The following is a 16,227-nucleotide window of genomic DNA, read 5'->3' as shown; positions in this document are numbered from 1 at the left end:
TTTTAAAGTTATACCGGTCGCCTAATAAATTGACACCGCTCTGTGCCGTATGGTTCCATGTAGTGGCTGCGTCACATTTGTAACGTTTTGACACATTTACCGGGAAAACCTTTACCCAAGGGTTTCCTTATAAAAATTCAGGGACATGCCCAGAAGGAGTTTTTTACATGAAGTTACGTATCAAACCTATGCCAGTTGCGATCTTGCAAGTCTTTGCAAGTGGCGCAATTTCCGTTGCCGCCATTTCCCCAGCCATGGCTCAACAAGCCGCTGCTAGCGAGCCTGTGCAACGCGTCATGGTGACCGGTTCGCTGATCAGCCGTACCGATTCCGAAACCGCGGCACCAGTTCAGGTAATCACTGCAGCCGAAATCCAGCGCAGCGGCAAAACCTCGGTTGCCGAGCTGCTGCAGGATCTGGCCTCCAACGGTGCAGGCACACTTGGTACGGGCTTCTCTGGCGCATTCGCCAACGGCGCATCGGGCGTCTCGCTGCGCGGCCTGACCGTCGGTTCGACCCTGGTGCTGATCGACGGCCACCGCATGTCGCCTTACGCGATCGGTGACGATTCGCAACGCTCCTTCGTTGACGTATCCAACATCCCATTCGATGCCATCGAAAGCATCGAAGTGCTGAAAAGCGGTGCTTCCTCGCTGTACGGCTCGGATGCTGTCGCTGGCGTGGTCAACATCAAACTGAAGAAAAACTTCACGGGCACCCGCTTCTCGGCTGACAGCGGTACCACGGAACATGGCGGCGGCACGACCAACCGCGCTTCGTTGAGCACCGGTTTCGGCGATCTCGACACCGATGGCTACAACGTTTTCGCTACCGCCGAATGGCGTCGCCAGGGCGCGATCAAGGTCGACGACCGCAAGCAGTACGCCTGGGACCAGCTGGACTGGCGTCCACGTGGTGGCCAAAACCTGACTTTCGGTGTGCCAACCGCCCGTAACGGCTTCCTGACCGCCGCCAATTCGCCATTCCTGTACAACCCTTCGGGTGCTGGTGGTGCGCAAAATGCGGCCAACTTCGTCTTCCTGGATCCGAAATGTAATTACACTTCCTACCGCGCCGGCGGCTGCGCGGTGGAAGACAAGTATGCATTCATCCAGCCTGAAACCGAAAACAAGAACTTGCTGGTCGGCTTTACCAAAAAGCTGCCGCAAGACTGGGAAATGTCGGTCAAGGCTTCGATCTTCCAGCGTGATAACCTGAACAATCGCGGCTTGCCAGCAGCCTACTCGCCGACCTCGTTCGCCGGTACCAACGTCAATAACAATGGCGTGCTGATCCCGGGTTTCGGCGCCATGCCTAGCACCACGTTTGCTCCTGGCGCAGCTGTCGGCGCCAACGTGAACAACCCGTTCGCCAACAATGCCCGCCTGTATGGCTACATTCCTGGCCTGGACGGCAACTCGCAACAGAGCAACACCGCGACCACCACCCGTCTGGCGATCGATCTGACTGGTGCCGCGATGGGTTGGGACCTGCAATTGGCAGGCGGCTTGACCAAGTCCAAGGCAGAAGTCGATTACAGTGGTTTTGTTGACCGTGCCGCCTTGTACAGCCTGCTGCGCTCCGGTTCGTGGAATGCACTGGGCGGTAACTCGCAACAGCTGATCGACCAAGTGTCGCCACGCTTCTCGAACACGCTGGTATCGAAGCTGAACTACATCGATGCAGTCGGTTCGCGTGAAGTGATGCCGCAGCTGGGTGCAGGCCCGCTGAAACTGGCAGTCGGCGTCCACTGGCACAAACGTACCTGGGATGCGCCACCGTCGCCACTGACCCTGAATGGTCAGGTTGGTTCGACGTCGGCCTTCGTGTTTGGTGAAGAGACCAACAAGGCAATCTTCGCCGAGCTGGCAGCGATTCCGGTGAAAAATGTCGAGTTCAATCTGTCGAGCCGTTATGATAGTTTCGATAACAACAACTCGTTCACCCCGGCAGCAACGCTGAAATGGACGCCGACCAAGGAAGTCGCATTGCGCGGTACCTTCGCTCGTGGTTTCCGCTCGCCTAACCCTGCAGAGACCGGCAATTCGGGTTCGTTCTTCCTGTACCACGGTATCAACGATCCGATCCTGTGCGCCAACGGCCAGCAATACACCGCTGGCAACGTACCAAGCTCTTGCAACATTCAGCCTACGTACGTACAACGTCCAAACAAGGATCTGTCGCCAGAGAAATCGAAATCGTACACCCTGGGTGCCGTGCTCCAGCCATTCAAGGGCTTGAACGCGACCATCGACTACTACAACATCGAAGTGCGTAACCAGATCGTGACCGCCGCCGGCAACGATCCTACCTACCGCGAGACGTTTGTGCGTGGTGCAGCCGTGCCGATCGACATCGCTACTGGCGTAGGTACGGGCGTTGCTCAAGGTACCCCATCGGTTGGTCCTATCCTGTTCGCAGAATCGGCCTACATCAACGGTGGTTCGACCAAGACTTCCGGCGTGGAAACCGATATCGGCTACCGTTGGAACCTGTCTGAAAACGGCGTCATTCGTGCCAACCTGAGCTATGCTCACACCATCAGCTACGAGCAAACCGTTGCTGGCGTGACTTACCAGCTGGCCGGTACCCAGGGCCCGACGGTGGTTTCCGGTGCAACCGGTTCGCCGAAAGACCGTGCGCAGCTGAGCCTGGGCTGGACCCGTGGTCCGCTGGACGTGAATGCCACGCTGAACTACACCAGCAGCTTCTCGGCACTGGACCCATCGGTGGGTGCTACCGATTGCTCCAAAGCATCGGCTGTCATCACGAGCCGTCCTTACTACCAGAACCTTACGCAGCCTGATCAGTATTGCCACGTACCATCGTTCACGACGACCAATCTGAACATCCAGTACAAGGTCAGCCCGAACCTGACATTGAAAGGTTCGATCCTGAACCTGTTCGACCGTCAGCCACCGTTTGACCTGAGCACCTACGGCAATGCCACTGTACAAACCACGTACAACGCATCGCTGCACCAGGCAGGCGCTGTTGGCCGCTTCCTGAGCCTGGGTCTGGCATATACCTTCTAATATAGCAAGGTGAACAAGGCGGCAGCGATGCCGCCCCGTTCTTCGAAAGGGCGGGATGACTGAAGAGTCATCCCGCCCTTTTTTTTCGATGTCACCCTCGGGTGTGGGAACGCGCCCAAGGTTGCCTTCAATATGCCTGGCGCACGAGATCCGATGTCAGCAGGGAATGTGCGTAGTCGAGCCACAGGTCTTGTGGCGCAAGCGGGCCGGCAGTGCGCCGGGGAGCGCATGCCAGGTAAGCCTGCAGGGCGCGAACGGTAGCGCTGCAGGCCGTGTGCATGAGCATGCCGGGGCCGGTGTGTCGAGTGGCCGGCGGGACGGTGCGAGCGTACTGCACGCAACAGGGACTGCGGAAGACTTCTGGAATTCCCCTGCTTGCCGGAGACAGGGTCTATATCAGCTGTTGCCGCCAGACACAGGCCAGGATCGCTGGTGCTGCCGGTATGCAAGACGCTGTTCCGTCTTGAAAATTGCCGGGTGCGTAGCCAGCGCAGAGCCAGGGAAAGCGTACGCAGGCACGGCATTGGCACGCCATTTGCCGCTAGCCTGACGCAGGTTCGAGCGGCACCTGTGCCCTATTGCAGTGCACCATGCTGGTGCGCTGGCCCGTCGTTTCGCAGGCTGGATCGCACAGGCAATGTGGCCGGCCGAACTGCCCGCCAATGGTCGAAGTCAGGCTGTCTTGCCAGTTTTCAGATATCGCCCATTCGTATGCTGAATATCTTTCATTGGATGCCATTTTATCCACGGTGGTTCGCTTGCTTATTAGCCAATCTAATGGAGGCGATAAGAAATTGAAAATAGAGATGTATAGGCAATTTCTCAATTTTTCTATTGAGTTGAATGGACAAGAAGGAATTGATGAGACTTCTGCCGCGTGGCCAAGGCTGCCGCGCCGCAAGGAAGGGGTGTCGAAGTGTGGCGGAAGGCGCCTGCCGATGCCGTCATCTCCGCGAGCATGCCCCGATGGCACGGCATGATATTGCGAGTCGCAGGATATATATTCGTCTCACTGATGCTGCTCTATAACTGACGTACCGCAGCAGTACGGAGTTTTCCGATAATTGCCTCAATCATATTTCCGGGTTTTCTTTTTATTTTCCGGATTGACTGTTTTTTATGTCACTGCGTTTATTCTTTTTTAGAGAAATTCCCGAGATGAGTATTTGTGTCTGATATTCGGTTTTTAATAATGAATATAAAACTTTTTTTGCGACGTCATTTTCTATGATGGCGATTTTTTAAAACATCCATTCAGCGAGGGACATTTTTTCAAATTCAATTATGTAATGTAATTGAAAACTCAATATTTCAGAAATTTAATTTCACAAAATGTTGTTAATTCGCAACATTATTTTAGTCCTTGCAAAGGCGAAAAAATGCCGTTTCAAGGGCTACGCGCACGTCAACATGCGCCCGCCGTGCCCCGCCATACCTGCAATGTACACGCCGAAATGCACGCTATCAAAGTACATTTTTCACATATTCTTATTCTGTTTTTTCTGCACTGCATCAAAATGGTGCGCTGCTGCACCATTTTCGCTGGATTGTTCAATATTTCCCCGTTTATTTAAATTGTTGTTTGTTTGCATCATATTTTTACCCTGTATTGACAGTGAACAATTGCCTATGGTTTTATGTATCGCTTAGACAAGCAGGTTCTTCCTGTTTTGTCTGAGGCCTGCCCTATCAGTGGTGGGGGAGTGTCAAATCATCAAAAACTAAAACCGGAAATAAAAACGTATTAAACATGATTTAGTGCTTAAATTTACCAAGCAGCTCTACCAGAGACGCTTAATCTAATAATTAGGAAACCACATGTTGAGAAAAACTGTTTTAGTACGCGCGCTTGCACTGGCGTTCAGTGCAGGTGCCATGTCCACGATGGTCGTTGCGCCTGTCATGGCACAGTCGAACGCATCCGGTACGATTTACGGTACGGTTGACACGCCTGCGGGCACGACCGTGTCGCTGCAAAATCTGGACACCGGGTTGAAGCGTACCGTGACGGTAGAGGCTAGCGGCCGCTACACGGTCACGGCGTTGCCTATCGGTCACTACAAAGTTGAACTGATTCGCGATGGCAAAGTTGTTGAAACGAAGGAAACGGATGTCGTGATCGGCCAGGGTGTGGATGCATCCTTCGGTTCCAAAGTGCAAGCCGTGCAAGTGACCGGCCGCCGTAACCGTATCGATGTCTCGAATACCAATAATGGCGCGATCTTTACGGCGAAGGAACTGGATAAGTTGCCAGTTGCTACGAACTTGAGTTCGATCATTTTGCTGGCGCCGAACACCACGCGCGCTGATTCCGCTTATGGCGGCACGAGTATCGGCGGCGGCGGCGCATCGGAAAATGCGTTCTATGTCAACGGTTTCCCAGTCACCAACCCGCTGACTCAGCTCGGTTCGTCGGAACTGCCGTTTGGCGCCATCGCTCAAGCCCAGGTGTTGACCGGCGGTTTTGGCGCGGAATTTGGCCGCTCCATCGGTGGCGTGCTCAACGTCACGACCAAGAGCGGTACCAATAATTGGGAATTTGGCGCAACGGCTGCCATTACGCCAAACTCGATGCGTTCGGATGCCAAGAATATTTACTATCCAAACACGGGTGTGAACCCGAATACGGATGGCAAGCTGCATTTCCGCCGTGATACCAGCCAGAGCACGCAGAACTACTATGGCGCATACGTGGGTGGTCCGATCGTAGAAGACAAACTGTTCATGTTTGTCGCCGTGGATCAAACTGCTACCAAGACCGGTATCGCCAACAGCACCGCCAGCACCACTCTGGGGCGTGACGGCTGGGCCGACCGCCGCGTCGAGCAAACCCGCTACCTGGCCAAATTCGACTGGAATATCTCCGATAATCATCGTCTGGAATGGACGTCGATCGGCGATACCACCAAAGACCGCCAGCGTGCGTATGGTTTGAACACCGATACGTACAAGTCGAATGGCGTCAAGTATTCGGAGCAGAACGACAAGAATGGCGGCGGTAACGGTGCCGAATCGAATGCGCTGAAGTACACGGGCCAATTCACCGATGACCTGGTCTTCACGACCTTGTATGGCGTCTCCAAGGCGCCACGCAGCACCACGTACGAAGACTATGACGTGAACGGCATCTTGCGTTCGGTTACTTCCACCGTGGCTGGCCGCGTGCCTGAACTTGACGCGAAAAATCTGTACCGCGACTACCAAAAATATTCGGGTGCGACAGGCAATATCACCAAGCCGGGTAGCGATGAAGTGAAATCCTTCCGTGCCGACTTGGAATACAAGCTGGGTAGCCATACCCTGCGCGTCGGTGTCGATCACAATGAAATCGATTCCGTGAACGCTGGCCAGTTCCGTGCTGGTGGCGGTTCGTGGAGCTATCGTACGGTCGGCCAGGCCAATGCCAACAAGCCGGTCAACCTGTCGGGTGGTCGTCCTGCTGTAGTCGGCGATTTCGGTGGTTATGGCACGCGCGGTTACTACGTGCGCTTGTCGGACTTCTCCAGCGTGACGGATGCTTCGGCAACCCAATCGGCGCAGTACATCGAGGACCGCTATCAAGTTACCAAGAACCTGCTGATTACGGCTGGTTTGCGTAATGAGCAATACACCAACAAAAACGGCGATGGCGAGAAGTTCATCGATGTGAAAAACCAGATCGCCCCGCGTCTGGCCGCATCGTGGGACGTCTTTGGCGACGCATCGATGAAGGTGTTTGGTAGCGCCGGTCGTTATCACCTGCAATTGCCTACCCAGGTAGCTGCACGTGCCGCCAGCCGTTCGACCTTGATTACGCAGGATTTCACCTATACTGGTATCGATGCTCTGGGCCAGCCTACGGGCCTGGTTGCCATCAATACCCCGGTATCGCCTGATAATGAATACGGCCAACGCAAGGACGTGCGTAGCGTCGTTGTCAAAGATCTCAAGCCTAACTACCAGGATGAAATCACCCTGGGCTTTGAAAAAGCCTACAACCCTAGCCTGAACTTTGGTGCCAAGGCAACCTACCGCAAACTGGGCGCCGGTATCGATGATAGCTGCGATACCCGTCCGCTGCGCGCCTATGCCGCCAAAAACGGCATTCCTGTTGAAGCTTCGGATATTCCTTGCTTCATCTTCAATCCAGGCGAAGATGCAACGGTATGGCTGAACGGTTCCGATGGCAGCGGCCGCTATGTGCACCTGTCCAAGGAAGAGCTGGGTTTCCCGAAAGTGAAACGTACGTACGCTGCTCTGGATCTGTTTGCCGAACATCCATTCCGCAATGGCTGGTATGGCAAGATCAACTACACATGGTCGCGTAGCTACGGCAACATGGAAGGTCAAACCCGTTCCGATACCGGTCAAACCGACGTTGGTACCTCGGCTGGTTGGGACTTCCCTGAGTTCACTCCGGATTCGATGGGCTTGCTGCCTAACGATCGTCGTCATCAGTTGAAAGCATTCGGCTACTACGAGTTCACTAACGAGTGGTCGGTTGGCGCCAATCTGTTGATCCAATCGGGTCGTCCGAAAACTTGCTTGGGCACCAACCCGGTTGCCGATGCAGGCGAAGACAATCCATACGGTGGTCCTGGTTACGGCGCAGAGTACTACTTCTGCGGCGGCAAGCCGACCCCACGTGGCAGCCTGGGTCGTATGCCATACGAGAAGCGTCTGGACATGAACGTGGCCTACAAGCCGGCGATACTGAAAGGTGTCGAGTTCAAGATCGACGTGTTCAACGTCACCAACTCGCAAACGGCAACGGCTCGTCAAGAAACCTACGATGACGGCAGCGGCGAAGGGATCCTGGCCAACTACGACGAATACCGCACCTTGCAAGCACCACGTACGGTCAAACTGTCGGTCGAGTACAACCACAAGTTCTGATGCAAGCTGACAGCTTGAGTTGACCTTTCGGTTGGCTCGGCTGTCCGGCTAGCGCACCACGCAGTGGTTTGCTGGAAAGAAAACACCCCGCAAGTGGCGACACTTGCGGGGTGTTGTCATTTGGGGGGAAGGGTTACATCCCGCCCCACAAGGCGCTCAGCGTGGCCAGCGCCGTCAGGCCCGCCGTTTCCGTGCGCAGGATGCGCGGGCCCATGGCCAGGCCGATGGCGCCGGCGGCCAGCGCGGCCTTTTCTTCCGCTTCCGAAAAGCCGCCTTCCGGGCCCACCATCACGGTGATCGCCTGCGGCGGCTGGTGGCGGGCCCAGTCGGCCAGCGACTGCTCCGCGCGCGGCGTCAAAATGATGCGTTTATGCAAATCTTGCTGGCGGCTCCAGTGATTGAAATCCTGCAATGGCGCCAGCTGCGCCAGGCGGTTGCGCCCGCATTGTTCCGAAGCGGAAACGATAATGCCTTGCCAATGTGCAAGTTTTTTCTCGGCCCGCTCGGCGGACAAGCGCACGACGCAACGCTGCGCCGACAGCGGCACGATGCCCGCCGCGCCCAGTTCGATGGCTTTTTCGATGATCCAGTCCATTTTGGACGCTTCCGGCAAGGCCTGTGCCAGGGTCACGGCATACGGCAGCTCCGCTTCGCGCGCCACGTGCGTCTGGATTTCAGCCGTCACGCTGCGCTTGGCGACCGTTACCAGGCTCGCTTGCACTTCGCCCCCTTCGCCATTGAACAGGGTGATCACGTCGCCCGGCGCCAGGCGCACGACCTGGATATGGTGGGCGACAGCCTCCGGCAGGGCGATGGTGGTGCCGGCAACGAGCGGCTGGGGACAGAAAAAACGCGGCATGCAAATCCTCAACGGGGGTATGAATGGGGTGGAAAGACGTCAAAGTATAGCCATTTGGCGGGCCAGTACGCCGCAATTCTAATTTGCGGCCCCCCAGTCTGGTAAAATACTTGACCACAGAAAGCAGCCGGCTTCCCTGTCCGTGCTGTTGCAAACGAATTCCAAACTCGCGACTGACCCATACCATCATGACAACTACGCTCCCGACTACCAAAATGGCCAATGCGATCCGCGCACTGGCAATGGACGCTGTACAAAAGGCCAACTCCGGCCATCCAGGCATGCCGATGGGCATGGCCGAGATTGCAGTTGCCCTGTGGAGCGGTCACTATCGCCACAATCCCGCGAATCCAAAATGGCAGAACCGCGACCGTTTCCTGTTGTCGAACGGCCACGGCTCGATGCTGCACTACGCGCTGCTGCACCTGACCGGTTACGACCTGTCGATGGATGACATCAAGGCCTTCCGCCAGATGCATTCGAAAACCCCGGGCCACCCGGAAGTCGATGTCACGCCAGGCGTGGAAACGACCACCGGCCCGCTGGGCCAGGGCATCGCCAACGCCGTCGGCATGGCCCTGTCGGAGCAATTGCTGGCCGCTGAATTCAACAAGCCTGGCTACGATATCGTCAACCACTACACCTACGCGTTCGTGGGCGATGGTTGCCTGATGGAAGGTATTTCGCACGAAGTGTGCGCGCTGGCAGGTACCCTGGGCTTGAACAAACTGATCGCCCTGTACGATGACAACGGCATTTCCATCGACGGCAAAGTCGAAGGCTGGTTCACGGACGATACCCCGGCCCGCTTCGAAGCGTACGGCTGGAACGTCATCCGCGCCGTCGACGGCCACGATGTTGCCGCCGTGGCTGCCGCCATCGCCGCCGCCAAGAAGGCCAGCAAGCCAACCTTGATCTGCTGCAAGACCATCATCGGCAAGGGTTCGCCGAACCTGCAAGGCGGCGACAAGGTCCACGGCGCCGCGCTGGGCGACAAGGAAATCGCCGCCGTGCGCGAATACATCGGCTGGGATGCCGCCCCGTTCGAGATGCCGGCCGACGTGTACGCAGCCTGGGATGCCAAAAAGCAAGGCGCCCTGCTGGAAGCGGACTGGAACGAGCGTTTCGTCGCTTATGGCCGCGAATTCCCGCAGCAAGCCGCTGAACTGAGCCGCCGCATGCAGGGCGACTTGCCCGCCGCGTTTGAAACGGCGCTGTCGGCCGCCATCGCTTCCTGCGTCGAGAAGAAAGAAAACATCGCCACCCGCAAGGCCAGCCAGAACGCCATCCAGGCACTGGCGTCGTCCCTGCCGGAATTCCTGGGCGGCTCGGCCGACCTGACCGGTTCGAACCTGACCAACTGGAAAGAGTGCGTGGCCGTGCGTTCGGGCCAGCCTGGCAACCACATCAACTACGGCGTGCGCGAATTCGGCATGAGCGCCATCATGAACGGCATTACCTTGCACGGCGGCTACATTCCGTTCGGCGCCACGTTCTTGACGTTCTCCGACTACAGCCGCAATGCGCTGCGCATGGCTGCCCTGATGAAACTGCGTTCGATCTTCGTGTTCACCCACGATTCGATCGGCCTGGGCGAAGACGGCCCGACGCACCAATCGGTCGAGCACGTCTCGTCGATGCGTTTGATCCCGAACCTGGACAACTGGCGTCCGTGCGACACCGTCGAGTCGGCTGCTGCCTGGGGCGCCGCCGTGCGCCGCAAGGATGGCCCGTCGACCCTGATCTTCTCGCGCCAGAACCTGCCATACCAGGAACGTAGCGCCGAACAGATCGAGAACATCTACCGCGGCGGCTATGTGCTGAACGACGTGGCCGATGCCAAGGCGATCCTGATCGCCACCGGTTCCGAAGTGGAACTGGCCGTCGCCGCCGCCAGCGCGCTGGCTGCCGAAGGCATCGCCGTGCGCGTGGTGTCGATGCCGTCGACCGACGTGTACGACCGCCAGGACGCCGCCTACAAGGCCAGCGTGCTGACGAAAGGCGTGCCGCGCGTGGCCATCGAAGCGGGCGTGACCAGCTTCTGGTACAAATACGTGGGCCTGGAAGGCGCCGTGGTCGGTATCGACACGTTTGGCGAATCGGCTCCGGCCGGTGTGCTGTTCAAGCACTTCGGCTTCACGGTCGAGAATGTCGTAGCCAAGGTTAAAGCCGTTATCGCTGGCTAATATTGATTTTGAGCAGACCCTGGTCATGTGCTGGCCGGGGTGCTGTGCTGATACCTTTTTTTTAATCAGGAGCAGAGTATGACGATCAAAGTTGCAATCAACGGCTACGGCCGCATCGGCCGTAATGTATTGCGCGCTTTCTACGAAGGCGGCAAGAAACAGGATATCCAGATCGTTGCCATCAACGACCTGGGCGATGCCAAATCGAACGCCCACCTGACCCGCTACGACACCGCGCACGGCAAGTTCCCGGGCACGGTTACCGTCGAAGGCGACAACATGATCGTCAATGGCGATCCGATCCGCGTATTCGCACAGCGCAACCCGGCTGAAATCCCATGGGGCGAGCTGGGCGTGGACGTCGTGCTGGAATGCACGGGCTTCTTCACCACCAAAGAGAAAGCTTCGGCTCACTTGAAGGGCGGCGCGAAAAAAGTCATCATTTCGGCACCAGGCGGCAAGGACGTCGATGCTACCGTCGTGTTCGGCGTGAACCACTCGGTCCTGAAATCGACGGACACCGTCATCTCGAACGCTTCGTGCACCACCAACTGCCTGGCACCGCTGGTCAAGCCGCTGAACGACGCCATCGGCATCGAAACGGGCCTGATGACCACCGTGCACGCCTACACCAACGACCAGGTGCTGTCCGACGTGATGCATGAAGACCTGCGCCGTGCCCGTTCGGCCACCATGAGCATGATCCCGACCAAGACGGGCGCTGCTGCCGCCGTGGGCCTGGTGCTGCCTGAACTGAATGGCAAGCTGGACGGTTTCGCCATCCGCGTGCCGACCATCAACGTGTCGCTGGTCGACCTGTCCTTCATCGCCAAGCGCGACACCACCGTGGAAGAAGTCAACGCGCTGATGAAGTCCGCTTCGGAAGGCGCCCTGGAAGGCATCCTGACGTACCAGACCGAACCGCTGGTCTCGATCGACTTCAACCACAACCCGGCGTCGTCGAACTTCGACTCGACCCTGACCAAAGTGTCGGGCCGCCTGGTAAAAGTGTCGTCGTGGTACGACAACGAGTGGGGTTTCTCGAACCGCATGCTCGACACCACCGTTGCACTGATGTCGGCCAAGTAATCTTTTGACCGCATAAGAAAAAACGCCCTTCGGGGCGTTTTTTTTTCGTCTGTTGCTTTAGTCCGCTTACTCAGGGTCGACGTTGGCGCACTGTGCGTACCAGAGTTCGCAGTCATTGTTGTTGCCCTGATAGCAGCTGTTCAAGAGATAGTTGCACGTATCCGGCGGTCTGCGTGCATGTTCGGTCGCGTTACTGGCAAACGAGGCGGCAACTCCGACAGCGGCGGCAAAGACAAACAGGGCTTTTTTGATGGAAATCATTTTTCTCGCTTTCACAATTGGACAACGATAGGGTGTCAAATCAAAACGCCGTCCTGCCAAGCCTGGTTGGCTCGCCGGACGCAGAAAAATATTAGCATTAAAACCAGTGTATTATTGCTTTAAAGAAAAATATTTTTGCTAACGGAGGATGTGCAGGCGGCGCCGGTAAAAGCGCCACAGCAGGCGCAAATCGCGCAGCACGGGCACGCCCGACAGCAGGGTCAGCACGCCGGCGAGCAGGATGGTGGCAGCCGGAAAGCCGATGTGCTTGAAGGCGAGGGCGCCGCTGACGCCGCCGATGAAGAAGCAGACGATCAGCAGGCTGTGCGTTCTCAGCTTGCCGCGGTTGACCTTGACCATCCGGTCCGGCAGGTGGCGCCGGTTGTAATACGCCATCTTGCCCAGTTCGATGCCGATGTCGGTGGACAGCCCCGTCACGTGCGTGGTGCGGATGACGGCGCCTGAAATCTTGGTGATGATGGCGTTTTGCAAACCCATCACAAAGCACAGCAGCAAAATGGTGACGGGGCCCAGCACGTCGGGCATGGTGGCCAGGTAATTGCCCGTCAAGCCGAACAGCAGCAACAAGGCCGCTTCCAGCAGCAGGCTGGCGGCAAACTGGCTGTGCAGGCGGCGCCGCTTGCCCCAGTTCACCATGATGGCCGTCACGGCCGCGCCGCTGACAAAGGCCAGCCATGCGCCCAGCGCCGCCAGGGCCAGCGTGATATTGCCCAGCGCCAAGTCATCCGCCATGCCCGAGACGATGCCCGTCATGTGCGAGGTATAGCCGCCGATGGCGAGAAAACCGCCTGCATTCACGGCGCCGGCCACCAGCGCCAGCACGCAGCCCAGCTGCAGATTGGCTTGCGTATCGCGCGCCGATCCGCTCAGGCGGGACAGGTAATGAAGCGGCATGCCTGGGCCGGCCTCAGGCGGTGGCGCCGAAGATGGCTTGCCACAGGCGCATGACGTTGTCCGCATGCACGCGCACTCTTTCCGGTTCCACGCGGGCCAGGTCTTGCCCCTGCAGGCGCAGCTGGTGCTGCAGCTTGCGCAGCGCGCGGTAGGCGTCGGCCACCAGGGCGGCCAGCTGGGCGTCGATCAACCCCAGTTCGCCGCACAGGCGCAGCAGGGCGATATTGCCCGAGTTGGCCGTCAGCTGCGGGTATTGCGCCGCATGCTGGAGCACCAGGTATTGCACCATGAACTCGATGTCGATCATGCCGCCCGGATCTTGTTTCAAATCAAAGTTGCCGGGGCGGGGCGGGTGGGCGTCCAGCATCTTCTTGCGCATGGCCACCACTTCGCCCCTGAGCGGGCCGTTTTCCGGCCTTTCCTTGCGCAGGATCGTGTCGCGGATGCGCTCGAAGTGCTTGCCGATGCCGACATCGCCGGCGCAGAAGCGCGCGCGCGTCAGCGCCTGGTGTTCCCACACCCAGGCCGCGCTGCCCTGGTAGCGTTCGAACGCTTGCACGCTGGAAACCAGCATGCCCGAGGCGCCGTCGGGACGCAGGGCGATATCGATATCGAACAAAATGCCGGCCGAGGTGTGCGAGGTCATCCAGGTAATGAAGCGCTGCGCCAGCTTGGCGTACAGGCCGGGCGCTTCCTGGTCGTCGTCGTCGAACAGGAAGATGACGTCGAGGTCGGAGACATAGCCCAGCTCCTTGCCGCCCAGCTTGCCGTAGGCGATGACGGCGAATTTCGGCACCTCGCGGTGGCGCGCCGGCAAGGTTTGCCAGACGGCTTGCACGGTGGCGGCGACGATGATGTCGGCCAGCTGGGACAGGTAATCGGCCAGCTTTTCCACGCTCAGGTCGCCCGCCAGGTCTTGCGCCAGGCACTGGAACAGCTGCGCGTGGTGTGTTTCGCGCAGGATATCCATCTGCCGCTCCGTGTCGCCGGGCGCGTCGTCGAGCTGGCGTTGCAAGTCCAGCGCCAGCGCGGCCGGGTCGGGCACCGTATTGCGGATGCGTTCATCGAGCAGCTCGTCGAGCAGGATCGGGTGTTGCGTGAGGAAGGTGGCGGCCCAGCCGCTGGCGCACACCATGCGCACGACGCGCTCGAGCGTATGCGGGTATTCCGTCAGCAGCGACAGATAGGCCGAGCGGCGCGCGATCGCCTCCAGGAAATCGAGCAGGCGGCCCAGGGTGGCCAGCTGGCTGGCGTTGCCGTTGGATACGGAGCAATCGGTGATCAGGGGCAGGGCGGAATTGACGAGGGCCACTAAACGTGTGCGGCTCGCCTCGGGCAGGGATTGCAGCCGCGGCGCCTGCCACGTGGCCAGCAGGCGGCGCGCGCAGGCGGCCGGTTCATGGAAACCCAGGGCGGCGAAGCGCGCCTCGATGGCTTCCTGCTGGTCCGAGGCGGCGCAGTCGTTCGACGTCTGCGGGTCGATGCCCGTGTCGGCCGGCGGCGTGCCGCTGCTCTTGTCGCTGAACATCTCGTCGAACTGGCCGGCGACAAACACGCGGTGCGCTTCCAGCTGGGCCAGCAGGGTAGGCGTGTCGGGCAAGCCCATCATCTGCGCCACGGTGAGGCGGTCGGCCTCGTTCGCGGGCAGGGTATGGGTTTGCGCATCGTCAAGATACTGCAGCCGGTGTTCCAGGTTGCGCAGGAAAGTGTAGGAACCCAGCAATTGTTCCACGATGGCCGGTTCCAATAGCCCCTTGTCCGCCACCGTGCGCAGGGTGGCGCGCGTGGAACGTTCGCGCAGCTCGGCGTCGCGCCCGCCCCGTATCAATTGAAACACTTGCGCGAGGAACTCGATTTCGCGGATGCCGCCACGGCCCAGCTTGACGTTATTGCTGCGGTCCGGGTGCAGCCGCTCCTGGCGGTTGACTTCGGCGCGGATCTGGCCGTGCATGGTGCGGATGGCATCGATGACGCCGAAATCGAGGTAGCGGCGGAAGACGAAGGGGCGCACGATGGCGTCGAGTGCGGCGATGTCTTCCGGCTTGCCCGTCACGGCGCGCGCCTTGACCCAGGCGTAGCGCTCCCATTCGCGCCCTTGCACGATCAGGTACTGTTCCACCATGCCCAGGCTGGCGGCCAGCGGGCCGGAATTGCCGTTCGGTCGCAGGGCCATATCCACACGGAAAGTAAAACCGTCTTGCGTGATCTCCGCCAGGGCGGCGATCAGTTTCTTGCCCATGCGAATGAAAAACTCGTGGTTGGACAGGCTGCGCTGGCCCGGCAAGGTCGCTTGCGTATCGCCATCTTCCGGGTAGACAAAGATCAGGTCGATATCCGACGAGACATTCAGTTCGCCGCCGCCCTGCTTGCCCATTGCCAGTACCATCAAGGCTTGTTCCTCGCCCGATTCCTCGCCGACGGGCATGCCGTGCAGGGCCACCATCTCGGCCATGATGGCGTCCACATGCGTGCGGATGGCGAAATCGGCAAAACCCGTCATGGCGGTCACGACTTCGTTCAAGTCGGCCTGGCCGCCAAGATCGCGCGCGATCAGGCCGCAGACGAGCAGGTTGCGCAGGCGGCGCATGGCCCGTTCGGGCGGCAGCGGAGGCGTGGCGGCGTTCGCCTGGGCGGCCAGCTCGGCGGCAAAGTCGAGCCCGTCCAGCGGCGCGCGCACCAGTTGCGCCACCTGCGCGGCGCGCTCGGGGGCGGCGTCCAGCCAGCGCTGGTAGAAACGGGAGGCGGAAATCAAAGGCTGTGTGCTCATGGTATCGGTAAGGGTCTCGTGGATGCTGCGTGCATGTTCTTGTTTAACTTGGCTGCGAACGGCGGGGGATGCGGTAAAATTGTGCCGCTGGCTGAATACCGCCGGTAGTGCGTGCTCTTCCGGACGATGGTAAGGGAGGCTTTGCTCAGACGCAAGCGCAAGGATGCAGGCGCGCACCACGAATGCAGACGATTTTTGCCATTATTTGACGCCGGGCCAGTTTATTAGCTTATTGATGCA

9 protein-coding genes and 1 pseudogene are annotated in these 16,227 nt (G+C 58.9%); 5 read left to right on the top strand and 5 right to left on the bottom strand.

Annotation, left to right across the window (positions count from 1 at the left end):
- The first annotated feature begins 167 nt into the window (after positions 1-167).
- Entirely contained in the window at positions 168-3,035 is a 2,868-nt protein-coding gene (locus OX459_RS20360; RefSeq protein ID WP_289906347.1) for a TonB-dependent receptor, read from the top strand.
- A gap of 133 nt (positions 3,036-3,168) precedes the next feature.
- On the opposite strand, the pseudogene OX459_RS20355 reads toward OX459_RS20360, so the two are convergent.
- Positions 3,169-3,352 (bottom strand): annotated as a pseudogene (locus OX459_RS20355) (IS1595 family transposase); the annotation flags it as partial.
- A gap of 273 nt (positions 3,353-3,625) precedes the next feature.
- On the opposite strand from OX459_RS20355, the gene OX459_RS20350 reads away from it, so the two are divergent.
- Both OX459_RS20350 and OX459_RS20345 read left to right on the top strand, forming a co-directional pair.
- Complete coding sequence (locus tag OX459_RS20350; RefSeq protein WP_289906346.1) at positions 3,626-4,015, top strand: hypothetical protein; 390 nt, start codon at positions 3,626-3,628, stop codon at positions 4,013-4,015.
- A gap of 838 nt (positions 4,016-4,853) precedes the next feature.
- Entirely contained in the window at positions 4,854-7,910 is a 3,057-nt protein-coding gene (locus tag OX459_RS20345) for a TonB-dependent receptor (protein ID WP_289906345.1), read from the top strand.
- A gap of 133 nt (positions 7,911-8,043) precedes the next feature.
- On the opposite strand, the gene OX459_RS20340 is transcribed toward OX459_RS20345, so the two are convergent.
- Positions 8,044-8,769 (bottom strand): 16S rRNA (uracil(1498)-N(3))-methyltransferase, encoded by a 726-nt coding sequence (locus OX459_RS20340; RefSeq protein WP_289906344.1) that lies wholly within the window; start codon positions 8,767-8,769, stop codon positions 8,044-8,046.
- A gap of 188 nt (positions 8,770-8,957) precedes the next feature.
- On the opposite strand from OX459_RS20340, the gene tkt reads away from it, so the two are divergent.
- Together tkt and gap are read left to right on the top strand one after the other, a co-directional pair.
- The gene (gene tkt / locus OX459_RS20335) at positions 8,958-10,955 is read left to right on the top strand and encodes a transketolase (protein ID WP_289906343.1); all 1,998 of its coding nucleotides are present in this window, start codon (positions 8,958-8,960) and stop codon (positions 10,953-10,955) included.
- Between the two features lie 78 nt (positions 10,956-11,033).
- Positions 11,034-12,044 carry a type I glyceraldehyde-3-phosphate dehydrogenase gene (gap, locus tag OX459_RS20330; RefSeq protein WP_046685413.1) on the top strand — a complete coding sequence of 337 codons (1,011 nt, stop codon included), beginning with the start codon at positions 11,034-11,036 and terminating at the stop codon, positions 12,042-12,044.
- Positions 12,045-12,110: 66 nt separating this feature from the next.
- On the opposite strand, the gene OX459_RS20325 is transcribed toward gap, so the two are convergent.
- The 3 genes from OX459_RS20325 to glnE form a co-directional block, all read right to left on the bottom strand.
- Positions 12,111-12,305, bottom strand: coding sequence for a hypothetical protein (locus OX459_RS20325; RefSeq protein ID WP_289906342.1), 195 nt, complete (start codon positions 12,303-12,305; stop codon positions 12,111-12,113).
- A 138-nt stretch (positions 12,306-12,443) separates the two neighbouring features.
- Entirely contained in the window at positions 12,444-13,220 is a 777-nt protein-coding gene (locus OX459_RS20320) for a YoaK family protein (protein ID WP_099665304.1), read from the bottom strand.
- Between the two features lie 13 nt (positions 13,221-13,233).
- Complete coding sequence (glnE, locus tag OX459_RS20315) at positions 13,234-16,164, bottom strand: bifunctional [glutamate--ammonia ligase]-adenylyl-L-tyrosine phosphorylase/[glutamate--ammonia-ligase] adenylyltransferase (RefSeq protein WP_289906341.1); 2,931 nt, start codon at positions 16,162-16,164, stop codon at positions 13,234-13,236.
- Between the last annotated feature and the right edge of the window lie 63 nt (positions 16,165-16,227).

Source organism: Janthinobacterium sp. SUN026 (genome assembly GCF_030397625.1).
GTDB classification, from domain to species: Bacteria; Pseudomonadota; Gammaproteobacteria; order Burkholderiales; family Burkholderiaceae_D; genus Janthinobacterium; species Janthinobacterium kumbetense.
Note: the sequence above shows the minus strand (reverse complement) of the source record. Positions and strands in the feature narration are given on the sequence as shown.